This window comes from Pseudomonas sp. XK-1, assembly GCF_038069885.1.
In the GTDB taxonomy this organism is placed as follows: domain Bacteria; phylum Pseudomonadota; class Gammaproteobacteria; order Pseudomonadales; family Pseudomonadaceae; genus Aquipseudomonas.
The window spans coordinates 641,108-667,442 of sequence record NZ_JBBPES010000001.1; the positions used below are offsets into that span (position 1 = coordinate 641,108).

Annotated in this window: 23 protein-coding genes; 19 read left to right on the forward strand and 4 right to left on the reverse strand. The window is 60.3% G+C overall.

Translation table 11 applies throughout. From position 1 onward, the window contains the following. The first annotated feature begins 68 nt into the window (after window positions 1-68). The 5 genes from ribF to ispH all read left to right on the forward strand — a co-directional run bounded on the left by ribF (window position 69) and on the right by ispH (window position 5,921). On the forward strand, window positions 69-995 hold the full coding sequence (ribF, locus tag WMW70_RS02820; RefSeq protein ID WP_341435990.1) for a bifunctional riboflavin kinase/FAD synthetase: 927 nt from the start codon (window positions 69-71) through the stop codon (window positions 993-995). Between the two features lie 48 nt (window positions 996-1,043). Then, window positions 1,044-3,875, forward strand: a complete 2,832-nt coding sequence (gene ileS / locus WMW70_RS02825; protein ID WP_341435991.1) for an isoleucine--tRNA ligase — start codon at window positions 1,044-1,046, stop codon at window positions 3,873-3,875. Between the two features lie 36 nt (window positions 3,876-3,911). Next, entirely contained in the window at window positions 3,912-4,415 is a 504-nt protein-coding gene (lspA, locus tag WMW70_RS02830; RefSeq protein WP_341435992.1) for a signal peptidase II, read from the forward strand. After that, complete coding sequence (gene fkpB / locus WMW70_RS02835) at window positions 4,408-4,845, forward strand: FKBP-type peptidyl-prolyl cis-trans isomerase (RefSeq protein WP_341435993.1); 438 nt, start codon at window positions 4,408-4,410, stop codon at window positions 4,843-4,845. Before lspA ends, fkpB begins: the two co-directional genes overlap by 8 nt. A gap of 131 nt (window positions 4,846-4,976) precedes the next feature. Continuing rightward, complete coding sequence (ispH, locus tag WMW70_RS02840; protein ID WP_341435994.1) at window positions 4,977-5,921, forward strand: 4-hydroxy-3-methylbut-2-enyl diphosphate reductase; 945 nt, start codon at window positions 4,977-4,979, stop codon at window positions 5,919-5,921. A gap of 13 nt (window positions 5,922-5,934) precedes the next feature. Here ispH and WMW70_RS02845 read toward each other — a convergent pair whose 3' ends face one another. Further along, on the reverse strand, window positions 5,935-6,693 hold the full coding sequence (locus WMW70_RS02845; RefSeq protein ID WP_341435995.1) for a GspH/FimT family pseudopilin: 759 nt from the start codon (window positions 6,691-6,693) through the stop codon (window positions 5,935-5,937). A gap of 68 nt (window positions 6,694-6,761) precedes the next feature. Between WMW70_RS02845 and WMW70_RS02850 the strand changes: the two genes are divergently transcribed. From WMW70_RS02850 to thiO, 13 genes are all read left to right on the forward strand, one after another. Next, window positions 6,762-7,118: a type IV pilin protein gene (locus WMW70_RS02850; protein ID WP_445942092.1), complete on the forward strand. Its 357-nt coding sequence runs from the start codon at window positions 6,762-6,764 to the stop codon at window positions 7,116-7,118. After that, window positions 7,118-7,579, forward strand: coding sequence for a GspH/FimT family pseudopilin (locus tag WMW70_RS02855; protein ID WP_341436540.1), 462 nt, complete (start codon window positions 7,118-7,120; stop codon window positions 7,577-7,579). The genes WMW70_RS02850 and WMW70_RS02855 overlap by 1 nt, the downstream gene beginning before the upstream one ends. Further along, entirely contained in the window at window positions 7,580-8,146 is a 567-nt protein-coding gene (gene pilV, locus WMW70_RS02860) for a type IV pilus modification protein PilV (RefSeq protein ID WP_341435997.1), read from the forward strand. It begins immediately after the preceding gene. Window positions 8,147-8,151: 5 nt separating this feature from the next. After that, window positions 8,152-9,123, forward strand: coding sequence for a PilW family protein (locus tag WMW70_RS02865; RefSeq protein ID WP_341435998.1), 972 nt, complete (start codon window positions 8,152-8,154; stop codon window positions 9,121-9,123). Further along, a complete protein-coding gene (locus WMW70_RS02870; protein ID WP_341435999.1) occupies window positions 9,120-9,785 on the forward strand; it encodes a pilus assembly PilX family protein in 666 nt (221 codons plus the stop codon). The genes WMW70_RS02865 and WMW70_RS02870 overlap by 4 nt, the downstream gene beginning before the upstream one ends. A gap of 15 nt (window positions 9,786-9,800) precedes the next feature. Next, window positions 9,801-13,229: a pilus assembly protein gene (locus tag WMW70_RS02875; RefSeq protein ID WP_341436000.1), complete on the forward strand. Its 3,429-nt coding sequence runs from the start codon at window positions 9,801-9,803 to the stop codon at window positions 13,227-13,229. A gap of 387 nt (window positions 13,230-13,616) precedes the next feature. Beyond that, on the forward strand, window positions 13,617-14,081 hold the full coding sequence (locus tag WMW70_RS02880; RefSeq protein ID WP_325507544.1) for a GspH/FimT family pseudopilin: 465 nt from the start codon (window positions 13,617-13,619) through the stop codon (window positions 14,079-14,081). Then, a complete protein-coding gene (gene pilV, locus WMW70_RS02885; RefSeq protein WP_341436001.1) occupies window positions 14,081-14,518 on the forward strand; it encodes a type IV pilus modification protein PilV in 438 nt (145 codons plus the stop codon). The genes WMW70_RS02880 and pilV (WMW70_RS02885) overlap by 1 nt, the downstream gene beginning before the upstream one ends. Before the next feature lie 10 nt (window positions 14,519-14,528). Then, on the forward strand, window positions 14,529-15,560 hold the full coding sequence (locus WMW70_RS02890; RefSeq protein ID WP_341436002.1) for a PilW family protein: 1,032 nt from the start codon (window positions 14,529-14,531) through the stop codon (window positions 15,558-15,560). 11 nt (window positions 15,561-15,571) lie between these two features. Next, on the forward strand, window positions 15,572-16,090 hold the full coding sequence (locus tag WMW70_RS02895; protein ID WP_341436003.1) for a pilus assembly PilX family protein: 519 nt from the start codon (window positions 15,572-15,574) through the stop codon (window positions 16,088-16,090). Between the two features lie 16 nt (window positions 16,091-16,106). Beyond that, window positions 16,107-19,448, forward strand: coding sequence for a pilus assembly protein (locus WMW70_RS02900; protein ID WP_341436004.1), 3,342 nt, complete (start codon window positions 16,107-16,109; stop codon window positions 19,446-19,448). After that, complete coding sequence (locus WMW70_RS02905) at window positions 19,445-19,861, forward strand: type IV pilin protein (RefSeq protein ID WP_341436005.1); 417 nt, start codon at window positions 19,445-19,447, stop codon at window positions 19,859-19,861. The genes WMW70_RS02900 and WMW70_RS02905 overlap by 4 nt, the downstream gene beginning before the upstream one ends. 63 nt (window positions 19,862-19,924) lie before the next feature. Continuing rightward, a complete protein-coding gene (gene thiO / locus WMW70_RS02910; RefSeq protein WP_341436006.1) occupies window positions 19,925-21,025 on the forward strand; it encodes a glycine oxidase ThiO in 1,101 nt (366 codons plus the stop codon). A gap of 88 nt (window positions 21,026-21,113) precedes the next feature. On the opposite strand, the gene WMW70_RS02915 is transcribed toward thiO, so the two are convergent. Genes WMW70_RS02915 through WMW70_RS02925 form a run of 3 tightly spaced genes read right to left on the reverse strand, consistent with a single transcriptional unit; the run spans window position 21,114 to window position 24,275 of the window. After that, a complete protein-coding gene (locus tag WMW70_RS02915) occupies window positions 21,114-22,451 on the reverse strand; it encodes a sigma-54-dependent transcriptional regulator (RefSeq protein ID WP_341436007.1) in 1,338 nt (445 codons plus the stop codon). Between the two features lie 2 nt (window positions 22,452-22,453). Next, window positions 22,454-24,046: a sensor histidine kinase gene (locus WMW70_RS02920; RefSeq protein WP_341436008.1), complete on the reverse strand. Its 1,593-nt coding sequence runs from the start codon at window positions 24,044-24,046 to the stop codon at window positions 22,454-22,456. After that, the gene (locus WMW70_RS02925) at window positions 24,036-24,275 is read right to left on the reverse strand and encodes a PP0621 family protein (RefSeq protein ID WP_341436009.1); all 240 of its coding nucleotides are present in this window, start codon (window positions 24,273-24,275) and stop codon (window positions 24,036-24,038) included. The genes WMW70_RS02920 and WMW70_RS02925 overlap by 11 nt, the downstream gene beginning before the upstream one ends. Window positions 24,276-24,451: 176 nt before the next feature. Between WMW70_RS02925 and WMW70_RS02930 the strand changes: the two genes are divergently transcribed. Then, window positions 24,452-26,083: an NAD+ synthase gene (locus tag WMW70_RS02930; protein ID WP_341436010.1), complete on the forward strand. Its 1,632-nt coding sequence runs from the start codon at window positions 24,452-24,454 to the stop codon at window positions 26,081-26,083. Window positions 26,084-26,335: the final 252 nt, after the last annotated feature.

Here is a 26,335-nt window from a genome sequence, read left to right on the forward strand (position 1 = left end):
GATTTGCTGCCTGTTGTCCGCTGCCCTGTGTGCGTATAATCGGCCACTTTATGAGCAAGAAGCGCGCTATGCAGCTGGTTCGAGGCCTACACAATCTGCGGCCCCAGCATCGGGGCTGTGTTGCCACCATCGGTAATTTCGACGGCGTCCATCGTGGTCATCAGGCCATCTTGGCGCGGCTGCGTGAGCGTTCCGCCGAGCTGGGGGTGCCGAGTTGCGTGCTGATTTTCGAGCCGCAACCCCGCGAGTTTTTTGCCCCGGACAGCGCCCCGGCGCGGCTGACGCGCTTGCGCGACAAGCTGGCACTGCTGGCTGCCGAAGGTGTCGACCGCGTGCTGTGCCTGGCCTTCAACCCGCGTCTGCGCGAGCTGAGTGCGGCCGAGTTTGTTCAGCAGGTGCTGCTCGACGGCCTGGCGGTGCAGCATCTGGAAGTCGGCGACGACTTCCGCTTTGGCTGTGATCGCGCCGGGGACTTCGCCTTTCTGGCCGAGGCTGGCGAGCGCGAGGGCTTCAGTGTCGAGGCGGCCAGCACGGTCGAGCTGGACGGCATCCGAGTCAGCAGCACGCGGGTGCGCGAGGCCCTGGCCGCCGGCGACTTCGTTCTGGCCGAGCATCTGTTGGGGCGGCCTTTCCAGATCGCCGGGCGGGTGTTGCACGGACAGAAGCTGGGTCGCCAGCTGGATGCCCCGACCGCCAATGTGCAGCTCAAGCGCAAGCGTGTGCCGCTCAAGGGCGTGTATCTGGTCAGCACCGAAATTGACGGCCAAACCTGGCCCGGTGTGGCCAATATCGGTGTGCGTCCGAGTGTTGCGGGTGATGGCAGTGCCCACCTGGAAGTGCATTTGCTGGACTTTGCCGGTGATCTATATGGCCGGCGTTTGACGGTGGCTTTCCACCACAAGCTGCGCGATGAGCAGCGTTTCGCCTCCCTTGAGGCATTGAAGATGGCAATTGCTGCCGATATTGCTGCCGCCCGTGCCCATTGGCGCGTTTAAGCACCCGGCTTCAACTGCTTGGTGCCAATCGCTTACGAAGAGCCTGAAATGACCGACTACAAAGCCACGCTAAATCTGCCTGACACCCAGTTTCCGATGAAGGCCGGCCTGCCGCAGCGCGAGCCGCAGATTCTGCAGCGCTGGAACGAGATTGGCCTGTATCAGAAGCTGCGCGCGCAAGGCGAAGGCCGGCCCAAGTTCGTCCTGCACGACGGCCCGCCCTACGCCAACGGCAGCATTCATATCGGTCATGCGGTCAACAAGATCCTCAAGGACATCATCACCCGCTCCAAGACCCTGGCCGGCTTCGACGCCCCCTATGTGCCGGGTTGGGACTGCCACGGCCTGCCGATCGAGCACAAGGTGGAGACCACCTTCGGCAAGAATCAGCCGTCCGACCTGACCCGCGAGCGTTGCCGCACCTATGCCGGCGAGCAGATCGAAGGGCAGAAGGCCGATTTTATCCGTCTCGGCGTGCTCGGCGACTGGGACAACCCCTACAAGACCATGGACTTCGCCAACGAGGCCGGGGAGATCCGCGCCCTGGCCGAGATGGTCAAGCAGGGCTTTGTGTTCAAGGGTCTGAAGCCGGTCAACTGGTGCTTCGATTGCGGCTCGGCCCTGGCCGAGGCCGAGGTCGAGTATCAGGACAAGAAGTCAGACGCCATCGACGTGGCCTTCCCTGTGGAAGATGCCGACAAGCTGGCCGCCGCGTTTGGTCTGGCTAGCCTGGCGAAGCCTGCCTCCATCGTGATCTGGACTACCACGCCCTGGACCATCCCGGCCAACCAGGCGCTGAACGTACACCCCGAATTCAACTACGCCCTGGTCGACACCGGTGACAAACTGCTGGTGCTGGCTGAAGAACTGGTCGAGAGCAGCCTGGCGCGCTACGGCCTGCAGGGCGAGGTCATCGCCACGGCTCAAGGTGCCGCTCTGGAGCTGATCCGCTTCCGCCACCCGTTCTACGAGCGTTTCGCCCCGGTGTATCTGGCTGACTACGTCGAGCTGGGTGCCGGTACCGGCATTGTCCACTCGGCCCCGGCCTACGGTGAGGACGACTTCCGTTCCTGCAAGGGCTACGGCATGAGCAACGACGACATCCTCAGTCCGGTGCAGAGCAACGGCGTGTATGTCAGCGACCTGCCGTTCTTCGGCGGCCAGTTTATCTGGAAGGCCAACCCCAATATCGTCGCCAAGCTCGACGAGGTCGGCTGCCTGCTCAAGCACGAACCTATCCAGCACAGCTATATGCACTGCTGGCGGCACAAGACCCCGCTGATCTACCGCGCCACCGCGCAGTGGTTTGTCGGCATGGACAAGCAGCCGAACCAAGGCGACACACTGCGCGAACGCGCGCTGGCCGCTATCGAGAAGACTGCATTCGTCCCGGCCTGGGGCCAGGCGCGTCTGCACAGCATGATCGCCGGCCGTCCGGACTGGTGCATCTCGCGTCAGCGCAACTGGGGCGTGCCGATTCCGTTCTTCTTGCACAAGGCCACGGGCGAGCTGCACCCGCGTAGCGCCGAGCTGATGGAAGCCGTTGCCCAGCGAGTGGAGAAAGAAGGCATCGAGGCCTGGTTCAAGCTGGACGCCGCCGAACTGCTGGGTAATGAAGCCGCTGACTACGACAAGATCAGCGACACCCTGGACGTCTGGTTCGACTCCGGCACCACCCACTGGCACGTGCTGCGCGGCTCGCACCCGCTCGGTCACGCCAGCGGACCGCGCGCCGATCTGTATCTGGAAGGCTCCGACCAGCACCGTGGCTGGTTCCATTCCTCCCTGCTCACTGGTGCGGCCATCGACGGTCACGCGCCGTATAAGGAACTGCTGACCCACGGCTTCGTGGTCGACGAGAACGGCCGCAAGATGTCCAAGTCCCTGGGCAACGTGGTGGCTCCGCAGGAAGTCAACGACAGCCTGGGTGCCGACATCCTGCGCCTGTGGGTGTCGTCTACCGACTACTCCGGCGAGATGGCCGTGTCCAAGGTGATCCTGCAGCGCAGCGCCGACTCTTACCGGCGCATCCGCAACACCGCGCGCTTCCTGCTTTCCAACCTCAGTGGTTTCGACCCGGCGCAGCACCTGCTGCCGGCTGAAGACATGCTGGCGCTGGACCGTTGGGCCGTGGATCGCGCCCTGCTGCTGCAGCGCGAAATCGAGGAAGCCTACGACAGCTACCGCTTCTGGAACGTCTACCAGAAGGTGCACAACTTCTGCGTGCAGGAGCTGGGCGGCTTCTACCTCGACATCATCAAAGACCGCCAATACACCACCGCCGCCGACAGCGTAGCGCGGCGCTCCTGCCAGAGCGCGTTGTTCCATATCGCCGAAGCCTTGGTGCGTTGGATTGCGCCGGTGCTGTCGTTCACCGCCGACGAGCTGTGGCAGTACCTGCCAGGCGAGCGCAACGAGTCTGTGATGCTCAATGGCTGGTATCAGGGCCTGAGCGAACTGCCGCAGGATTTCGAGCTGAGCCGCGAATACTGGGAGCGGGTCATGGCGGTCAAGGTTGCGGTCAACAAGGAAATGGAAGCCCTGCGTGCGGCCAAGGCCATCGGCGGCAACCTGCAGGCCGAAGTCACCCTGTATGCCGAAGACAGCCTGATTGCCGACTTGAACAAGCTCAGCAATGAATTGCGCTTCGTGCTGATTACCTCAACCGCAGCGCTGGCTCCCTTGGCCGATGCCCCGGCCGATGCCGTGGAGACCGAGGTGCCTGGGCTGAAGCTGAAAATCGTCAAGTCGGCCCACCCCAAGTGCGGCCGCTGCTGGCACCACCGCGAAGACGTTGGGGTCAACCCGGCGCACCCGGAAATCTGCGGTCGCTGCGTGGACAATATCGAAGGCGCGGGCGAGGTTCGTCACTATGCGTGATGGTTGCCCTATGCACCTACAGCCCGGGGGCCGGGCATGAGTGCGCGCTTTGGCAAACTCCCCTGGCTCTGGCTAAGCCTGCTGGTGTTCGTCGTCGACCAGGCCAGCAAGTTCTGGTTCGACAACAACCTGAGCATGTATCAGCAGATTGTGATCATTCCCGATTACTTCAGCTGGACCCTGGCCTACAACACCGGCGCAGCCTTCAGCTTCCTGGCCGATGCGGCCGGCTGGCAGCGCTGGTTCTTCGCGGCCATTGCCGTGGCGGTCAGCGTGGTGCTGGTGGTCTGGCTCAAGCGCCTGAATCCAGCGGAGAGCTGGCTGGCCCTGGCCCTGGCCCTGGTTCTGGGCGGTGCGCTCGGCAACCTGGTGGATCGTGTGGTATTCGGCCATGTGGTCGACTTTATTCTGCTGCACTGGCAGCACCGCTGGTATTTCCCGGCGTTCAATGTCGCCGATATGGCGATCACCGGCGGCGCGATTTTGCTGGCGCTGGATATGTTCAAAAGCGAGAAGTCCGGAGAAAAAGCCCATGACTGACCTACGTATTGGCCCGGACAAGGAAGTCACCCTGCACTTCGCCCTCAAGCTGGAAAATGGCGATGTGGTCGACAGTACCTTCGACAAGAAACCGGCCACCTTCAAGGTGGGCGATGGCAACCTGCTGCCGGGGTTCGAGCAGGCCATCTACGGCCTCAAGGCCGGCGACAAGCGCAGCCTGTCGATCGGCCCCGAACAGGGCTTCGGCCAGGGCAACCCGCAGAACGTGCAGGTAATGCCGCGCAGCCAGTTCCAGGATATGGAGCTGTCCGAAGGCCTGCTGGTGATCTTCAACGACGCCGCCAATGCCGAGCTGCCGGGCGTGGTCAAGGCCTTCGACGACAGCCAGGTGACCATCGACTTCAACCACCCCCTGGCCGGTAAGGCGCTGAGCTTCGATGTGGAAATTATCGAGGTCAAGGCGGTCTGATCTGTAGCCCGGATGCAATCCGGGAATGTGCTAACCCCGGATTGCATCCGGGTTATGAACGGCGTGGGGTCATCTAGCGGTCTCGCGTTACATCGGTCAAACCCTGTGCCACGCGCGCCGAGATAACCATCATGCATATCAAACTCGCCAATCCCCGCGGCTTCTGCGCTGGTGTCGACCGCGCCATCGAGATCGTCAACCGCGCCCTGGAAGTCTTCGGCCCGCCGATCTATGTGCGCCATGAAGTGGTGCACAACAAATTCGTGGTCGAAGACCTGCGTGCGCGCGGTGCTGTCTTTGTCGAAGAGCTGGACCAGATCCCCGATGACGTTATCGTGATTTTCAGCGCCCACGGCGTGTCCCAGTCCGTGCGCAACGAAGCCGAGCGGCGCGGGCTGAAGATCTTCGACGCCACCTGCCCACTGGTAACCAAGGTGCATATGGAAGTGGTGCGCTACAGCCGCGAGGGGCGCGAATGCATCCTGATCGGTCACGAAGGCCACCCGGAAGTCGAAGGCACCATGGGCCAGTACGACGCCAGCAACGGCGGTGCCATCTACCTGGTGGAGGACGAGGCTGACGTTGCGCACCTGCAGGTGCGCAACCCCGACGCCCTGGCCTTCGTCACCCAGACCACTCTGTCGATGGACGACACCAGCAAGGTTATCGACGCCCTGCGCAATAAGTTCCCCAGCATCGGCGGGCCGCGCAAGGACGACATCTGCTACGCCACCCAGAACCGCCAGGACGCGGTCAAGCAGCTCGCCGCCGAGTGCGACGTGCTGCTGGTGGTCGGCAGCCCCAATAGCTCCAACTCCAACCGCCTGCGCGAACTGGCCGAACGCATGGGCACCCCCGCCTACCTGATCGACGGTGCCGAAGACCTCAAGCGCGAGTGGTTCGATGGCGTTGCCGGCATCGGCATTACCGCCGGTGCCTCAGCTCCCGAAGTGCTGGTGCGCGGCGTGGTCAGCCAGCTGCAAGCCTGGGGCGCGATAGGGGAGAGCGAGCTGGACGGGCGGCCTGAGAACGTCACCTTCTCCATGCCCAAGGAGTTGCGGGTGACGCAGCTTTGAGTTTGCTCCGTACTCAGCAGCTCTCATTTGTTGCGCGCCGCTCGGTGCGAATTCTGCCAGAGGGGCTCAGAATCAATTTCCTGTTGTCGATGGTCGTGCGCGCATGACACAAGGTTAATGTCCCTGCCTGGAAGGCTCCGCCGAGCAGCTTAGCTCGGCCAGTAGGCGTATAGCGGACATACCATGCGACGGGTGAATTGCCCTTGATAATGACGTCGTCTGGCGTGTCCTGATGGATGATCAGTGGCTCGCCAGTATCAAGATTGGCATTGTTGTTCAGGTCGACGAAAACGTCCCAGCCCTCGCTCCAGTTCTCGTTTCGCGCTCTTAACAATACAGGCCGGTTGCGCTTGGCTGCCTCGCTGCGTGCCAGCGCTGCGCTGGCGAACAGGTTCGTGCTTGCTTGGCGTAGTCGTTGTTCTTGCAGGTTTGAATTGAATGCGGGAATGCCGATAGCAGTAAGTAAAATAGAGATGGAAATCGTGATTAAGAGATCGAGTAGCGTAAATCCGTGCGCATGAGTTTGCATGGCGTTTATGCCTCCTTGCATTGGGGGGGCTGCATCCTGCAGGCCGGTATAACGGGGTTGTTCATGTACTGGTGATTTTATAGCTGTAGCGCGATTGGCGAATTTTGCAAGGCAGGTCACATAAGCATCGACGGCGATTGCCGGTGATGCGGGCAAATGCACCAGTCGTCTGCGAGCGCCATGCATGCAGAAGATGGGGGTGCCATGATGCGCTATCAGTTTTTTCAGCTCGACCGACATCATTCGTTAAGCAAGCCGGGGGTAGCATGGGGGCAAGGTATTCGCAGCGCGGGTTTTCACTGATCGAGTTGATGATTGTAGTCGCGGTGATCGGGATTCTGGCCGCCATTGCCTATCCGTCTTATACGCAGTACCAGATCCGCTCAAACCGCGCTGATGCCCAGGCCTATCTGATGGAACTGGCTCAGCGTCAGCAGCAGGTTCTGATGGACGCTCGGCTTTACAGCAGTATTGAAGGCGCGGGGGGGCTAGGGGCAATCGCGCCCGAGGGCGTGGCTCAAAATTATGCAATCGACATAGTGACGGACGTTGCCCCGCCCAGGTTCACTATTACGGCCAGTCCGCGGGCCAATACTGTTCAAGCAGGTGATGGTGATATCACCATCAATCAGGCAGGTACCAAGACCTGGAACGGAGGAACTTGGTGATGGTTATGGGTTGGCGGGGCAGTCGTGGTTTCACCCTGGTCGAGCTAATGATTGCCATGGTGCTTTTGGCCATTCTGGTCGGCATTGCCTTGCCGTCCTACCAAGACATCATTGCCGATCAGCGTAACCGTACGGCCGCCAATGAATTGCATTCGGCGCTGGTCTTGGCGCGCTCTGAAGCGGTCAAGCGCAACGCCCAGATTACTCTGAGCCCTGTTGGTACCTGGGCGGTGGGATGGCGGATTGCAAGTCCTGTGGCCGGTCAGCCAGATTTACTCAATCACAGCCTTGCTTCTGACGTTGTCGTAACCTCTGCTGCCGTATCTGTCGTTTTCGGGGCCTCCGGTCGCGCAAATGCACCAGTCGAGTTCGAATTGACCTCTGATACTAATGCTAATGCTGTGCGCTGCCTCAGGCTGGGTGTCGATGGGCGCGCGAGTGTGGAGAAGGGAGACTGTTGAATGCGTACTGAGTATTCCAGAGCCCGCACGCAAGCTGGCTTTACTTTGATCGAAGTCATGGTGGCCGTTCTGGTGCTGTCGGTTGGGCTGTTTGGCATGGCAGGCATGCATGCTCGTGTGCTCAATGGCCAGTTCGACGCTTATCAGCGGGCTCAGGCCATGTTGTTGGCTCAGGACATGGTCAATCGTATTCGTGCCAATCCAGGCCCTGCGCGCACTGGTGCCTATGACAATCAGGAGTTGGGCTTGGCGGAAGCAGTCTGCGGTGAATCCACCAGTGCACATACCGCAGCCAATGACCTGGCCTGTTGGAGCGAGGCGTTGCGCGGAGTGAGCGTCAGTGATGCTGACGGGCAGCAGTTTGGCAGCATGATAGGTGCCCGTGGCTGCATTGATCGCCTGGGTGGTTCGGCTACCAGTGAAGTGGTGCTGCGTGTCACGGTTGCCTGGCAGGGCATGACGCCAACGGTCGCACCGAATCAGGCTTGTGGTGCCAATGCTTACGGGGCGGAGAACCTGCGGCGTGCGGTTTCCATCGATGTCGCCTTGGCCTATCTGGGAGAGTGAGCAGCATGATAAGTGCGATCGGCTATACGCCTCGGCAACAGCGCGGTCTTTCCCTGGTGGAGCTGTTGGTTGCCATGGTTATTGGCATCGTTATCCTGCTGGCGGCGTCCGAGGTGATGGTCAGCAACAGTCGTACCCGTGGTGAAGTAGAGCGTACGGGGCGACAAATCGAGAACGGTGTCTTTGCCCTGCAGATGCTGGAAGATGACATCAGTAATGCCGGCTTCTGGGGTGAAAGTACTGTGGCTGCCTCGGGTGGCTTGCCGCCGCTGTGTCCACTCAATGAGGCTGATCTACAGAGTGCAATGGGCTACCCGTTGCAGGCGGCGGTGGTGGGGGGGGCAACATGCGCCGCGTCTATCAAGGCCGATAGTGAATCCATCGCTTTGCGTCGGGCCAGCACCTGTGCATTGGGCACTGCCAACTGCCAGGGTGTTAATCAGAATCTGCCTTATATACAGGTGCCGGCCTGTGTCACTCAGGTCAATATGGGGGTTGTGCAGCTTGATATTGGTACTGCGGGCCATCTAGGGCAGCGCATTAATTGTGTGGCCGGGAACCTTGCGCCCATTTACCGCTATATCAGTCGTGTTTATTACATTACCGATAACGATGAGCTGGCGCGTATGGATCTAAATATTAACGGTGCAGGCGATCTTGGCTATGTGGCTTCAGGGGCGCTGGTAGAAGGCGTTGAGGCCTTGCACTTCAGCTATGGCATCGATAGCACTCGCGACGGTCGAGTGGACGCCTATACCGATACCCCTACTGCGGCTGACCAGCCCGATATTGCGTCCGTACGTCTCTGGTTGGTGGCCCGCAATCTGGCACCTACACCGGGTTATACCGATGAACGTACTTACAGCCTGGGTGGTGTTGAGCATCAGGTGCCGCAAGCCTTTGTTGGGCACAAGCGCCAAGTCTATTCCACCACTATTACCTTACGTAATGTGGCCGGTGCGAGGGAGGTTCAATGAAGCGGCTTGATGGTGTTGCCAGGCAGCGCGGTATCGTTTTGATGGTGGCGCTGATCATGTTGTTGCTGGTGTCCCTGATGGTGATCAGCGGCTTCAATCTGAGTCAGACCAATCTTCAGGTTGTGCATAATCTGGAAAGTCGTGCATTAGCCAAACAGGCGGCTATTCGGGCGCTCGAAGAGGCTGTGAGTTCAAATCTTTTTCTGACCGGTACGGTATTTCCTGTTGCCTGCGAGCAGGCCAACAGGGTGTGTTACGACCTCAATGGTGATGGTGCTAACGATATTGCGGTGCAAGTGACCCTAGGTTGCACCATTGCCAAGACCCTGACGAATGCTGAAGTGCTTACGCGCTCGGCAGCCTACTCGGCGGCCGAGGCGGCAGAAGCGGGAGATGCCGAGGCAGATGGGGGAAGTGGTGCTGAAACAGTAGAAGACCCGAGCGTGGAAACTCTCCCGCAACTACCAGTGGCCAGTCCGTGGCTTACCTGCATCGGCGGTGGCCAGGCCAGCGATATTGGCGGGGGCACGTCTCAGTGTGCGGATGTGGTATGGGACTTTGTCGCTACGGCGACAGATTTGCAGACCGGTGCGCAAGCGCAGGTACGTCAGGGGCTGGCAACGCCGGCTGATATCAATCAAGTAAGTAATGTGTGCGACTGAGCGGAGGAATACGCCATGAGTTTTCTGAATCGGTGGGGCAAGAGCCTTGCCTTGCTCTGCGCCTTGGCGTTGGGTTGCACACAGGCGAATGCTGAAGATATCGATATTTTTATCGGTAATTCCACGGTTGATACCGGACTGCCGAATGTCATTTTTGTGTTGGATAACACTTCCAACTGGGCGCGGCAGAATCAGCAGTGGCCAGGCGGTTTGGCCCAGGGGCAGTCTGAGGTTCGGGCGATCAAAGCTGCTCTGGCAGATCTTGAAGGCAAGGTCAATGTTGGTCTGGTTGAATACACCACTGATGGTAATGCTGGTCAGGACGGTGGCTTTGTCCGTTTTCGTTTGCAGGAGCTGACGGACTCTAGTCGCGGGGCGTTCGGCACAACGCTGGATACGATCTTCAATGACATCAATGGCCCCACCGAAAAGCGGAACTCCAATACGGCTTACGGTAACTTGATGTATGACGTATACAACTACCTGGCAGGCGGAACACAGAGCTATAGCGGCGCAGGGACTAATGCGGATAATGCCGATGAGAGCGCTTATGTCGAGAACTATAGCCAATTTAGTTCGCCACTGAGCGCCGATAGCGCCTGCGGCAAGACCTACCTGATCTTTATCGGCAACCCCAATGCCAGCGGCCCAACCACTGACTCGTCAGCCAATAGCGCCGCGCTCACCGCACTGTATACGGCTGCGGGTGGTACGGCTGATGGGTTGGCTAGTTCATCGGGTAACCCGCTGCCTATCGCACTGCCGGGTTTTTCGGTAACCACCGAAACGGTACCTGCAACCAAGCTCGATTACTCCACAGCCTGCTACAAAACCAGTGAGGTAGCGGCCTGTACCGCAGCTGAAAGCCAGCCAGGTGGGCTTTGCGAGGGCCAGGAAAACTGCGCCTGCGTCGCTTCGGATACCTCAATTGTTGGCGGGACGCCGGCCTGTATAACGAAAGGTAAGCCTGCGGATCAAACCACGCGCTTTGGGGTTTTTGCGGGCGGCAGCAGTACGACGACTGTGACCGAAACAGGTACTGTCGATACGACCAAAGGCCGTCCGTGGAACTTCGATGACTGGGCTAAATTCCTTAATGTTCATGGTGTGCCTATTACCGTAACCAATGAGGAGGGTGAACGTTTTGAGCAGCGGGTGCCGGTTATTACCTACACCATCGATGTGTTCAATGCGCAGCAGAATGCCGATCACTCGGCTCTGATGTTCAGTGGTTCCAAGGCCGGTGGCGGTCGTTATTTTCAGGCCAAGAGCGAGTCAGCAATCGTCGATGCCATCAATACCGCCCTTTCGGACATTCTGTCAGTAAGCTCGACTTTCGCTGCGGTTACTCTGCCGCTCAGTGCCACTAACCGAGCGCAGAGCAAGAACCAGGTGTATATCGGGATGTTCCGTCCGGATCAGACGGCCAAGCCGCGCTGGTTCGGTAATCTCAAGCGCTATCAGGTCGGTATTTTCGATGGGGAGCCAGGTTTGGCAGATGCCCAGGCGAAGCAGGCGGTCAATCCGCTTTCCGGTTTTGCCGCCGAGTGTGCCGAAAGTTTCTGGAGCAGTGACTCGGGGGGCTACTGGCAGACATTGGGGATCACCCCACCTCCGTTAAGCCAGTGTCTGGGCAGTATCTACAGTGGGTGGTCTGATCTGCCCGATGGTCCCTTCGTGGAGAAGGGTGGTACCGCCCAGGTGAGTCGTAAGAGCGATCTTGCGGGGCGTGCATTGTTGACTGTGAGTGGTACGACCTTGGCGAGCATGACTAATGCCGCTGCGGTTGGAGGTGATGCCGTACTCGACTACCTCAAGGGGACGTCGGTTGGTGTGGGTGAAGTCGCTCCCGGGACTGGTGGTCGGCCGAGCATTCATGGCGATGTGGTGCACTCGCGCCCATTGACCATCAACTATGGCGGCACGACTGGCACCTATATCTACTATGGTAGTAACGATGGCCTGTATCGCTCGATTCGTGCCAGTACCGGTGCGGAGCGCTGGTCGCTGATTGCGCCGGAGCACTATGACAATATCCGCCGGCTATACGACAACAACCCACTTGTGGACTTTCCGAATCAGACCGATGCCGGTGCTGAGCCCAAGGATTATTTCTTTGATGGTTCGACTGGGCATGTGATCAGTTATGACGAGAATGATGCCGTAGACCTGGCCTATATCTTCCCGACTATGCGTCGTGGTGGCCGGATGATTTACGGCGTGGATGTGACGGATCCGACAGCCCCTAGCCTGCTGTGGCGTCTTGGTTGTTCGTCGTTGACTAACGACGACGATTGCAGCACGGGTTTCAGTGGCCTGGGGCAGACCTGGTCGACCCCCGTCAGTGCGTTGCTTCCGGGTTACAGCAACAGTGCCGCCGTACTGATCTTCGGTGGCGGTTACGACAATTGCCTGGATACGGATCAAACGGCATACCCCTGTGACAGTTCTGCTAAGGGGCGCGGGGTCTATGTGTTGAATGCTCAGACGGGTGCTCTACTGGCCGGGCCTAGCCAGTTACAAACCGATGGGCCCGTTGTCGGTGATGTTTCACTGGTGGACTTTGACCAGGATGGCAAATCCGATTTCGGTTATGTAGCTGATGCAAAGGGCGGCTTGTGGCGACTCAACTTTTCCTCTGTGGGTGATGGTGGCTTAGTGGCCCTGGTTCCCGCTGAATGGACCATTACCAAAGTTGCAGCGATGTCAGGTAACACCCGTCGCTTCTTTAATACGCCGACCGTGCTTGCCTTGGAAAATGCCGTCTATGTGGCGCTAGGTTCGGGTAATCGAGAGCGCCCGCTGGAGAGCAACTATCCCTACCAGAATGATATCGACGACCGTTTCTATGTGTTCGTGGATTTCCCAGCGGCTAGTGTTGCCACAGTGGATCTGGACAGCAATGCGTTATTGAATGTGACTCCAGGCTCCGGGACAGCCTGTGATGCCCGTGGGGCGCGTGGTTGGTATACCTCCCTGCTTGGACAGGGTGAGCAGGTGGTCAACCCTGCCGCTATCGCGGGAGGCAAGGTATTCTTCAATACCTATCGGCCGGGCGGTGCGAGTGTAGGTATGTGTAGTCGGCCTTTGGGCGTGGCTGCCGGTTGTGCCGTGGATCTGTTTAACCCGTCCGCCTGTGACCTTGAGCGTTGCAGTGAGATTGCCGGCGGCGGTATGCCGATTGCGCCAGTGATCACCACCGTATGTGTGGGTTGTAATGCAGGGAGGCCTGACCCTGACTCTGAAAATGGTGGGTTGATTTACGATGACCCCGATCATGTGGATGGGTCAGTCGTGGCTACAGTCGATAACCCGGACGGCAGTAGTGGGACCAAGGACGTGACCATTTGCATCGGCTGCAAGGGGCTTGAACCATTGCCGATTGAAGCCGCTCCTCCGGCCAGCCGCATACGGACCTACTGGAATAGCGATATCGATCGCTAAGGCAGTCATGTGATGCCCCGCCAGGGGCATTCAGCAGGCGTGGTAAGTGATCTGTGGTGCAGGTCGATCCTTCTGCCCATACTTTAGGTTGGTTTTCAAGCTGGCTTCCTCTGTGGAATCACGAGCGTCTGTTATGGTTCAGGCCCGCCTTCGGCGGGCCTTGTTTTTTCCGCTAAATCCTCAGTCGTTCGCAGTTTTACTGCGGCCGCTGTCGCATTCGGCGAAAAGGTTTTTTGAAACGAACGTTTATTTGTTTAGTATCACTCCTTTCGGCGCAGGGCGTGACGAGTGGTTGCTTTTCATGGATGAAAGGTTGTCTCTGGACTCGCATCTTTAGTCTTGGTGTGAATCCGGTGTGCACGTATTGGTCCATGGGGGCAGAGTGTTATGTCGCAGAAAGGTTTTACCCTAATCGAGCTCATGATCACGATCGTGATCATGGCGGTGCTGCTGGGCTTGGCTGCGCCGAATCTCACCCAACTGCTGCGTGACAACCGGGCCGCAAGCGAAGTCAATACGTTCGCTGGCATGTTTGCCTATGCCCGCCGTGAGGCGGTGCAGCGTGCTCAGACCACGCGGTTACAGGGGCCGCTGGCTGCGGACGGCAGTTGGCAGGTGCTTCGGCACGGCGATGGGCTTGAGCTCCGCATGTTCCCTGCACTTGCATCCTATGACGTGGATCCTGCAGGTATGAAAACCATCCTGTTCGATTCCCGCGGGCAGTTGGTTGGTGCGGCTGCGGTCAGCTTCGATCTGCTGGTCAAAGAGGGCACCAGTAACTGCGCTACCTATAATCGTACGGTTGTAGTCGAGCTGTCCGGCGCGGCGTCCGTCAGAAAGAGGGGCTGCTAATGGATAGGCGATTGCAACAGGGCACTTCGCTGATCGAAGTGCTGGTATCGGTGTTGCTCTTCTCTGTCGGTTTGTTGGGCTTGGCCGCCTTGCAGCTCAACTCGCTCAAGGCCAATCAGACGGCGACCGTACGTTCCCACGCCACCTTCCTGGCCTACGAAATGGGCGACCGCATGCGTGCCGCGCGTGGCGATGCCCAGGCGGGTTATTACGTTATTGCAGTCGGTGCCGAGTTGCCTTGCGATCCGGCGCAAGAGACCTGCCTGCCGTTTCAGCGTGACCTGGCCGAGTGGCGCGCCAACCTTGCTCAGCAGTTGCCCGAGGGCGACGGCGGGGTGGTTCAGAATGGCGATCAATTCACAGTCATTGTGCAGTGGAGCGAAGAACGGGTGCAGGGCAGTGCTGCCCAGCAATTTTCCTTCGTGACCCGGATCTGACGGAGTGTCTATGCGAGCGCAGAGAGGTTTGAGCCTGATCGAGCTTATGGTGGCGATGGTCATTGGGCTCATTATCAGTGGCGTAGTGCTGCAGGTCTTTATCAGTAACAAGAACACTTTCCTGGTACAGAATGCCACGGGCCATCTGCAGGAGAATGGTCGTTTTGCGCTGCAGTATCTGGCCGCCGAGATGCGCCCGGCTGGCGTGGGGATGGGCGTGCGCCTGGCGGAGGAGAGCATCTGCGTAGTCGGCACCAATGGTGCCGCCAGCGAGTGGAATGCGATGAATCGTCCCATCTGGGCGCAGCGTATTACTGCCGAAGGTGCTCTGGGGGCGGTGGGGACTGATCAGATATCGCTGTTCGTCAACGACAATTGTGGTGCTTTTCTGAGCGAAGGCGAACTGCTCAAACCCTCTATTAACGCGAATATCCAGGTCACCAGCTATTGCCCCAGCATGCAGCAAAACCGAGCAGTGATGATCATGGACCTGGAAAAGGCTGTGATCATTCGCGTGACCAACAAGCCCAATGCTACGGGCAGTGGCAATGTGACGCTGACCCATGCCGCTGGTAATAACGATAAGGCGGCTTCTTGCGGTGGCTTCAAATTCTCCGATATTGCTTTCACCGCCCCAGCGCGGGTTGCCGGTTTCAGCAGCAGGATTTTCTATGTGGCCGACACCGGCCGGACCGGGGCGACGGGGCAGTCGATTCGCGCGCTGTATGTGCGCGATGTGTCGACCATCCCCGCGCAGACCATGGAGGTCGTCGAGGGGGTCGAATCCCTGCGCACTCGCTATGGCGTTGCCATGGCGAGCAGCGTTGGCGTGCAGAGTTACCTGACCCCTGCGGAAGTCGAGGCGGCCAACCGCTGGGGCGATGTGCGTACGGTGAAAATCGATTTGCTGATGGTCAGCGACAGTAATGCTCCGGGGGCTCAGGAGCAGGTTGTCGAGTTCGACGGGGCGGCTGTTGCGGCGGACGGTCGCATGCGCCAAGTGTTCAGCACCGTGGTGGCGCTGCGTAACCGAATCGATTAGTGAGGCAACAAATGGATAGGCAAAAACAGAAAGGTGCCGTTTTGTTGTTGTGCCTCGTGATGCTACTGGTGCTGACAATGATCGGTGTTTCGTCAATGTCCAGCAGCACGCTGCAGGAGCGTATGGCCGGCGGTGCGCGCGACTACAACCAGGCCTTCCAGGCGGCAGAGGCTTCACTTCGCGTCGGCGAAGCCTATGTGCGCGAGCAGGTGGCCGCGAGTGCCGATCCGACTCTGCTGTTTCAGGCGGTCACGGCCTGCCCTGATGTCACCGCGGCGCAATGGTCGCCCCCCGCCGATCTGATCGGCAAGCCGAAGCAGCCGATCTGTGAAGTCAGCAACTTCTATGGCAGCTCTGGAAGCTCTACCTCCTATGTCTGCGAGACCGATGGCTCGATAGCTGAGAATCGGGCATTCGACTGCCTGAGCCGAACCTACCTGTTCAATGTCGAGGCCACCGGCTACGGCAGTGGCGATATCGAAGTACGCCTGCGCTCCACCGTTGCGATTGCCATTCGCGGTCAGAATTGATCAGAAGGATGCTGAGATGAATATGTCAAAACGCCTGTTTGCTGCCCGCGCGCTATTTGCCGGCCTGCTGACCTTCGCGGTAAGCCAGAGCGCTGTGGCCGCCTTTGCTCCAGCGCAGGTGCCCTTGAGCCTGGGCGGGCAGGTCGAGCCCAATATCATGTTCCTGCTCGACGACTCCGGCTCCATGGAATGGGCCTATATGCCGGATGAAATCAAGCAGGATATCTCGCGAAGTGACTGCTCGTACCTCTCTCGCTCGGGTAGCGACTATTACTACCAGTGCGCGGAGAGCGGCAAGCGCTACCTGTTTTCCTCTGCGGTGAACAAGGTCTACTTCGACCCGGCGGTCACCTATGCGCCGCCACCGAGCTTTGCTCAGGCCAGTTTTACCGCGGCCAAGGTTGACGGTTATCGCAGCATCAGCGAAGTGGTCAATCTGTCCACGGCGTTTCAGATGATTTTCCACCGTGATGCCTATACCAATGGGCGCAAGGATTACTTCTATGTCGGTAGTCCACGCGCGGCGTTCTATTACCAGCAAAGCGCCGGCTGCACGAATGTGCTGAGCAACACCTGCTATACCCGGGTGACTATCGCCGAGGCGGATAAGCAGAACTTTGCCAACTGGTTTTCCTATTACCGCACGCGCCTTATGGCGGCCAAAGCGGGTACCGGCAGTGCCTTCGATGGCCAGACCGGCGAGATTCGTGTGGGTTATGGCGCAATCAACCAGTCCGGCACTGTAGTCAAGGGCGTCAAGCGTTTCGAAGGCACGGGTCGCACTGATTTCTTCCAGTGGCTCTATGGCGCAAGCGCCGATGGCGGCACTCCCCTGCGCAAGGCGTTGGGTGACGCGGGCAAGTATTACAGCCAGACCAATGATTTTGGCCCATGGAGTTCGACTCCCGGTGAGACCGGGGGGGCGGAGTATGCCTGTCGGCAGAGTTACACCATCCTGACCACTGACGGTTACTGGAATGGTGACTCGGCATCCGACAGCGCTGCCCAGGAGAATGTGGATAACAAGAATGGGCCGACAATCAGTGGACCTGACGGTCAGTCATACAGCTATGCACCTAAGGCACCTTTCAGTGATAGCTATCCCGATACGCTGGCCGATGTCGCCATGTATTACTGGAATCGCGATTTGCATTCGGCACTTGCCAATCTTGTACCCACCGACCCCGCGAACCCTGCTTTCTGGCAGCACATGGTGACATTCGGGGTTGGGCTTGGGGTGTCGGGCGCTGTTAATCCCGATACGGCTTTCGATGCGGTGAAGACAGGTGCGGTGATCAACTGGCTCGATCCACGGCCTGCCGTCAACAGTGCTGCCAAGATCGACGATCTTTTGCATGCCGGTATCAATGGCCGTGGCGGGTTCTTCAATGCCCAGAACCCGCAGCAGTTCGCCACTGCTCTGGGCGACACCCTGTCAGCGGTTGCCGAGCGCACGGGGTCCAATACCGCGGCTGTGCCGACGGCCCGCCGCCTGGACAGCGATACCCTGGTTTATGAGGCGCTGTATTCCACTGCCGACTGGTCGGGCAAGCTCCTGGCCAAGCAGCCTACGCAGACCAGCACGGGGATAGTTTTCAAGCAGATCTGGGAGGCCAGCAGCCTGCTGAGCTATCCGTCGCGTAACCTGTTCTCCCATGATGGCAGTGCCGGCGTAGCGCTGACCTGGAGTAGTCTGTCGGTGCCGATGAAGGCCCATTTCGACAATAGCCAAGCACTTTTCGAATACCTGATGGGCAATCGCGTCAACGAGACGCCGGCCGGCCTCAAGTACCGCAAACGCAGCACCGTGCTCGGCGATATCGTCAACTCCACCCTGGTCATCGCCAACAAGCAGGACTGGGGCTTCAATGGCCGTGTGCCGTTGCCCTCCAGCGGGCAGACCTATGCCGAGTTTGTGGCAGCGAAAGCCAGCAAGGCACCGACCCTGTTCGTCGGAGCTAATGACGGCTTCCTGCATGCATTCAACGCCAATACCGGCAATGAACTCTTCGCTTATATGCCCCAGGGTGTACTACCTAGTATCAAGGAGCTGGCATCTACTGATTACAAGCACCGCTATTACGTTGACGGCAAGCTGCATGTGCGCGACGCCATACTCGATGGGGCCTGGAAGACGGTGCTGCTGGGTAGTCTGGGAGCGGGTGGCAAGAGCGTGTTCGCCCTGGATGTTACCGATAGCAGTGCTGCCGGCGGCTTTACGGCGGGCAAGGTGCTCTGGGAGATCAAGGATGATGCCGATCTTGGCTACAACTTTGGCGAGCCCCTGGTCGGGCGAATGAAGGACGGCACCTGGGCGGCGATCTTCGGCAATGGTCACGGCAGCAGCACGGACGACTCGGTGCTGTTTATCGTCAACCTGGCCACCGGCGCAGTCAACAAGGTCCGAGCAGGTAGCGCAACGGGCGGGTTGTCGAGCCCATCCTTCGTCTATGCAACGGATGGCGATGGCAATATCTACGTCAAGGATGTGTTTGCCGGTGATCTCAATGGCAACCTGTGGAAGTTCGATCTCAAGAGCAATGGCTCTGGGATCGACGACTTCCAGGTCAGCCTGAAATCCGGCGGCGAGCCGCAGCCTCTGTATGTGGCCACCGATGCGTCGGGCAAGCGCCAGGCGATCACGGTCAAACCGGAGATCGCCTACCACCCTGACGGTGCTGTGAATGGGGTGATCGTCTACTTCGGCACGGGGCGTATGTATACCGTGGGCGATGTCAGTGACAAACAGGTGCAAACCTTTTACGGCATCTGGGATAAACCCAGCACTACCGGGGCCTCGATTGCCTTTAGTGGGCGCTCGGCGCTCGAGGGGCGTTCCATTATCTTCGAGGGTACGGCCTTCAACCGTGAGGTGCGTGCGCTGGACGCGCCGACGGATCCTGCCGGTATCGATTGGACCAGCAAGCGTGGCTGGTACCTTGACCTGCAGTCCCCGGTCGTGGGCGCGGAGGGCGAGCGAGTGCTGTTTGCGCCAAGAATTCTGCTCGATCGTCTGGTCTTCGAAACGGCTATTCCTTCGGCCGACCCCTGTCAGGCCGGCGGCTCTGGTTGGACCATGGTGGTCGACCTGGCAACGGGTGGGCGTCTGAACTATGTGCTGTTCGATCTGAACAAGGACGGCAAGTTCAACGAGGCGGACAGCGTCGTCGATAGCAACGGCAACGAACTGCCGGTTTCCGGTATCGGGTCGAGCAATGGTATCCCGACGGGCTCTTTCGACCTGCTTGACGGCAAGAAGTACTGGCTCTGTCGTGGCACCGGTATCGAGGATTGCGTGCCTGCAGCCAATACCTTGAATGTCATGGATGGCCGCCAATCCTGGAATCAGATCCGATGATTAGGGTGAAGGGTTTTACCCTGATCGAGTTGATGATAGTCATTGCGGTGATCGGCATTCTGGCTGCGATCGCCTACCCCAACTACACGGAATATATGAACAGGGCCAAGCGCGCCGAAGCCAAGTCGGCGCTGCTGGAGGGGGCTCAGGCCCTGGAGCGTTATTATTCGCTGCAGGGTACCTACCTGGATGCAGATGGCGACTTGGCCGCGGTATTTGCCACTCAGGCACCTGGGTCAGGCACGGCTAACTACACCATTGCCGCAGAGGGCAACCCCACTGCAACATCCTTTGTGCTGCAGGCTTCGCGGACTAACCGGATGGCGGGCGATACCTGTGGCGATTTCCGCATTTCCCATACCGGGGCGCAAACCCTGGACGATGCAGTGCGTGCCGTGGATGAGTGCTGGTAGCCTTGCGCGGGCGCAATGACGTATAACGGGCCGCCTTTGCGGCCCGTTTTTTATGGAGGATATATGCAGGTCCTGATCGTCGGCGGCGGCGCTATCGGTTTGCTTTCGGCCTATGCTCTGGCCGAAGCGGGGGCGCAGGTCTGTCTGCTGGAGCAAGGTCAGCTGGGGCGAGAGTCTTCCTGGGCTGGCGGCGGTATAGTCTCGCCGCTGTATCCCTGGCGTTATGGTCAGGCTGTTACGGCACTGGCCCATTGGTCGCAGGACTTTTACCCGCACCTTGGCGAGCGGCTGCTGGCGCAGACCGGGGTTGATCCCGAGGTGCATGTCACCGGCCTGTACTGGCTGGATCTCGAGGATGAGGCCGAGGCATTGGCCTGGGCCGCTCGCGAGCAACGGCCGCTGCGCCAGGTCGCGATGACGGCGGTGCAGCAGGCGGTGCCGCCGTTGGCGTCGGGTTTCAGCCATGCCATCCAGATGGCCGATGTGGCCAATGTGCGCAATCCACGGCTGATCAAGGCCCTGCGTGCGGCCTTGCAGCAGTTGCCGAATGTGAGCGTGCATGAGCGGTGCGCGGTGACCGGTTTTGTGCGCGAGCACGGGCGTATCTGTGGGGTGCAAACCGCGCAGGGTGAGATGCGTGCCGATCAGGTGGTGCTGGCGGCGGGAGCCTGGAGCGGCGAGCTGATCAAGACACTGGGCTTGGCCCTGCCGGTGGTGCCGGTAAAGGGGCAGATGATCCTCTACAAGTGCGCCGAGGACTTTCTCCCGGCGATGGTCCTGGCCAAGGGGCGTTATGCGATCCCGCGGCGCGATGGCCATATCCTGGTGGGTAGCACCCTCGAGCATGCCGAGTTCGACAAGACCCCGACCGAGGACGCCCTGGCCAGCCTCAAGGCGTCGGCCGTCGAACTCCTGCCGGCGCTGGCCGGCGCGGAAGTGGTGGGGCATTGGGCCGGGTTGCGCCCGGGCTCGCCCGAGGGCATTCCCTTTATCGGACCGGTGCCGGGGCACGAGGGGCTGTGGTTGAACTGCGGGCATTTCCGCAATGGCCTGGTGCTGGCCCCAGCGTCCTGCCAGTTGCTGGCGGACCTGCTGCTGGGGCGCGAGCCGATTCTCGATCCGATGCCCTATGCGCCGGCGAGGCTCTTACCGGCTCCCGCCTAGCCTCTTGCGCGGTGGTAGGAGCCAGCTTGCTGGCGATCCGGGTGCGTCGATCGCCAGCAAGCTGGCTTCTACATCAGTTGGTGCGTGTTCAATCGATACCGAGTTTCTTTAATCGATAGCGCATCGAGCGGAAGCTCAGACCCAGGCGCTGGGCGGCGGCGGTGCGGTTCCAGCGGGTTTCTTCGAGGGCCTGCATGATCAGTTTGCGTTCGATGTCTTCCAGGTGGTCTTCCAGATTGTCGATCTGGGCCAGGCTGGTTTCGCCGTTCTCGCTGGGGCCACAGGCGTCGGTCAGGCGCAGGTCGCCGGCGCTAATGCGGTCGTCCTCGCACAGGGTGTAGGCGCGCTCGAGCATGTTTTCCAGCTCGCGGACGTTGCCCGGGAAGCGGTAGCTCTTGAGCTTCTCCAGGGCGTCGTCGTCGAGTTTGGCTGGGCTTAGACCTGTGCCTTCGGCCAGGCGCTTGAGCATGATCTCGGCCAGCAGGGCGATGTCCTCGCGGCGCTCGCGCAGAGCCGGCACATGCAACTCGATCACATTGAGGCGGTAGTAGAGATCCTGGCGAAAGCGCTCGGCGCTGACCTCGCCTGCCAGGTCCTTGTGGGTGGCGCAGAGGATGCGCACATCCACCACGGTTTCCTGTTGGCCGCCCACGGCGCGTACGGCCTTTTCCTGGATCGCCCGCAGCAGCTTGACCTGCATCGGCAGAGGCAGATCGGCCACTTCGTCGAGAAATAGGGTGCCGCCATGGGCCGCCTGGAACAGCCCCTGCTTGTCTTCGATGGCACCGGTAAAGCTGCCTTTCTTGTGGCCGAAGAATTCGCTTTCCATCAGCTCGGTGGGAATGGCCCCGCAGTTGACCGGGACAAAGGGCTGCTCGCAGCGCGGGCCCTGCTCGTGGATCAGGCGCGCCACCAGTTCCTTGCCGCTGCCCGACTCGCCGCTGATATACACCGGGGCCTGACTACGAGCCAGTTTGAGAATTTGCTTGCGCAAGGCCTTCATCGGCGGCGAGTCACCGAGCAGGCGGCTGTCCACCGGCCGTTCCTCGCCTGCGCTGCTGCCCAGGCGCAAGGCGGTGGCGACCAGTTCGCGCAGGCGGCCGAGGTCAACCGGCTTGGTCAGAAAGTCAAAAGCCCCAGCCTTGAGCGCATTGATGGCAGTGTCCAGGCTGCCGTAGGCGGTAATCATCGCCACGGGCACTTGCGGGTGGCGCTGCTGGATATGCTGCACCAGCTCCAGGCCGGTGCCGTCGGGCAAGCGCATATCGGTCAGGCACAGGTCGAAGCTTTCTTTGCCCAGCCACTCCCGGGCTTCCTTGACGTTGCGCGCGCTGCGGGTGTCCAGCTTCATCCGCCCCAGGGTGATTTCCAGGAGTTCGCGGATATCCGGTTCGTCGTCGACAATCAGGGCTCTCTGGCGGGTCATGGTCAGCTCAGTTTACGCGGGTGGGCGAAGGTGATGCGCAGGCAGCTACCGCCCGCTTCGCGCAGTTTATAGTCAAGGTGGGCTTGATTGCTTTCGCACAGTTCACGGGAAATATACAGACCCAGGCCGGTGCCCTTGTTTTCCGTGGTGTAGAAGGGCTCGAACAGGTGATGCAATTGCTCTTCGGCGATCCCGGGGCCGTCATCGAGGATTTCCAGTATAGGCAGATCGCTGTCCGGGTCGCGGAACAGCTTCAACCAGACCTGACCCTGGGCGTTCTTTTTCGCGCTGTAGCGCAGCCCGTTTTCCACCAGATTGCTCAGCACCTGGTTGAGCTGGTGGGGGTCCATGCGTGTCTGGATGCTGCCGCTCGCGGTCTCCAGGTGCAGGGTCTGGCCTGGCTTGGCGCTGCTGCGAAATTCGCTGGCGAAGCGGTGCAGCCAGTATTTCAGGTCGAGCAGCTGGGGTTCGGCCTGGCGTCGACGCGACAGTTGCAGCACGTTTTCGATTACCAGGTTCATCCGCCGCGAGTGGTCCTGAATGATCTGCGCCAGGCGCAGGTCTGGGCCGTGCAGCTCTTCCGACTCCTGTAGCAGTTGCGCGGCATGGCTGATGGCCCCCAGTGGGTTGCGAATTTCATGGGCAATGCCGGCGGTCAGGCGGCCGAGTGAGGCAAGCTTGAGTTGCTGGGCCTGTTGGGCGATTTGCGAAATATCGTCGAGAAAAACCAGGGTGTGGCGCTGCTCGCCGCGCTGCAGGGCGATAAAGCTGGGCTGCAATACGCGGCCGTGGGGGGCGGCCTGCAGGCTGCCGGGGCGCAGGCTGGGGTTGTGCGACCAGGCCTGCATGCGCTTGATCAGTTCCGGGCAGTGCGGGTCGAGGATCTTGCCGGTCAGTTCGGTATGCCCGAGCAAGTGGTTGGCCCCCTGATTGGCCAGCAGCACCCGGTGTTGTTCGTCCAGTACCAGAATGCCGGTACGCATACGCTGCAGGATCAGGGCGTTGAGGGCTTCCAGGTTAGCCACGTCGGCGGCGCGCTGTTCGGCCAGGTTTTCGCTGGCCTGAAGGCGGCGGGTCAGGCCCTGGACGAAGAGCGCGGCGGCGAAGCACAGGGTGCCCAGGGCTCCGACCTGCACGTATTGGGCCGAGGCGGCCGGCCGACTCAGGCTGAGGTAGAAAGTCAGGAAAATCATGCCGATGGCGGCGAGGGCGGCGATCAGCAGGCCAATTCGCCCGCGCAGGAGGATATTGGCAATCGCCACCGCCACAATCAGCAGGTTGCCGATACCGCTGGGCGTACCTCCAGCGGCGTAGAACAGGGCGGACAGCAGCGTCACGTCTACCAGCGCCAGGCCGAACACCTGGGCCAGGTGCGTGGGGCGACGCACCAGGATCAGGGTCAGGCAATTGAGGGCCAGATACAGCCAGCTGCCGTTACGGAACAGTTCAGGGTGGGCCAGTTGCAGTAACTGGGCATCCATGTCGCTGAACACCAGCAGCACCAGGGCGGAGCTGATCACCAGGCGATACAGGTGATAGAGCTGCAGAATCCGCCGGCCCTGTTCCCCCCTCAGGGGCAGGGCGTCAGCGCTCACCGGTCTTGGGACCTTGCTGCAGATGCGCCTGGCTGCAATACCAGTGCTGGTCTTTGGGCAATGCGTGGATGCGTGGGATATGCACGCCACAGTGTTCGCAGCGCACCATCGGCTGGGCACTGTCGGCAGGGTCTTTCGGCCGGCGCGGAGCCGGGCGGGTAAAGCGTCGCCAGAGCCAGAAGGCGGCTAGGATGATGGCGATCCAGAACAGCAAGCGGAACAAACCCATGGTGCGCTCTTCTCGGTAATAGAACGGCAGTTTAGCTAACCCGGCGGTGTCAGCACAGCGGCGAAACATTGAGCTGTGCGTTGTTTCCGTGGGGGGCGATGCGGGACAATGACCACCTTATCGCGGCGCGGCCCTGGGCAGTTGTCGCGGCTCGAATTTCTTTGACGGAGGCGGCCATGAGCCAAACCCTGCGGGTCGTGATGGCCCAGTTGAATTTGCGTGTAGGCGACGTACACGGCAATGTCGAGCGGATTATCGAGTCGGCCTGCAGTGCCCGCGATCAGTGGCAGGCCGATGTGATCGTATTTCCCGAGCTGGCCCTGTGCGGCTATCCGCCCGAGGACCTGCTGCTGCGCTCGAGCATGCAGTTGCGTATCGAGCAGGCCCTGCAGCGCCTGCAGGGCGAGGTGCGCGGCATCTATATGGTGGTCGGCTATCCCTGGCTGGAGGATGAGCTGCGCTATAACGCCTGCGCGGTGATCGCCGACGGCCAGCTGTTGGCGCGCTACTACAAGCAGAAACTGCCGAATTACCGGGTATTCGACGAGAAGCGTTATTTCGAGTCCGGCGATCAGCCCTGCGTGCTGGATATCAAGGGCGTGGCCGTGGCCCTGAGCATTTGCGAAGACATCTGGTTTGCCGAACCCATGGCTCAGGCGCGGGCCGCCGGAGCACAGCTGATGCTGAGCATGAATGCCTCGCCCTACCACCTGGAAAAACAGCGTGAACGGGAAGAGGTGCTGGCCGAGCGGGCGGTCGAGGGCGGCATGCCAATCATCTACGTCAACCAGGTCGGCGGTCAGGACGAGCTGGTGTTCGATGGCGGCAGTTGCGTGGTCGATGCCGCAGGGAAGGTGACTCAGCGGGCGGTGGCCTTTACCGAGGGGCTGTATCCGGTCGACCTGCAGCTCGACGACGAGCAGGTTCACCCCCGCGCGGCCAGTTGTGCCGAGCTGCCGGAGCTTGAAGCCAGCGTTTATCAGGCCCTGGTGATGGGCGTGCGCGACTATGTGCAGAAGAACGGTTTCAAGGGCGTGCTGCTGGGGTTGTCGGGCGGTATCGACTCGGCCCTGACCCTGGCGGTGGCCAGCGATGCCCTGGGCGCGGAGAGGGTCGAGGCGGTGATGATGCCCTACCACTACACCGCCCAGATCAGCCTGGAGGATGCCGAAGCCGAAGCCAAAGCGCTGGGTGTGACCTACCGGGTATTGCCTATCGCGCCCATGGTCGAGGCCTTTATGGGCACCCTGGCCCCGGTGTTTGCCGGCCTGGGCCGCGACACCACCGAGGAAAACCTGCAGGCACGCTGCCGCGGCACGCTGCTGATGGCGATTTCCAACAAGAAGGGCTATCTGGTACTGACCACCGGCAACAAGAGCGAGATGGCCGTGGGCTATGCCACCCTCTACGGCGATATGGCCGGCGGCTTCGATGTGCTCAAGGATGTGCCCAAGACCCTGGTGTTCCGTCTCTGCGAATACCGTAACCGTCTGGGCGCGGTGATCCCGCAGCGGGTTATCGACCGTCCGCCATCGGCCGAATTGGCCCCGGACCAGAAAGACGAAGACTCGCTGCCACCCTACCCGGTGCTCGATGAAATCCTCAAGCTGTATGTCGAGTATGACCTGTCGGCCAATGCGATCATCGCCGAAGGTTTCGACGAGGATACGGTCAAGCGCGTGCTGCGCCTGGTCGATCTCAACGAGTACAAGCGGCGGCAAGCAGCGGTGGGCGTGCGGGTGACCCAGCGGGGCTTCGGTCGCGACCGCCGTTACCCCATCACCTCGGGCTGGCGTATCGGCGACTGAGGGGGCTGATCAGCGTACGCCGTGCAATCGCGCAGTGCATCACAGGGCCGGTGTCTTAAACAAAAGCCATGTCCACGCTCTGTGGCGATGCGGCTCTTGAGGGCGGGGTTCGAGCCGGAGATGGTGCGCGCGGCGCACCCTACGCAGTCAGGCCCCTGCGCAATTAAGCGGCTTGGCTTGAAATCAACACGGTGGTGGTACATAGCCAATAAAAAAGGGAGGCCACTGGCCTCCCTTTTTTAGTGCGTTGCG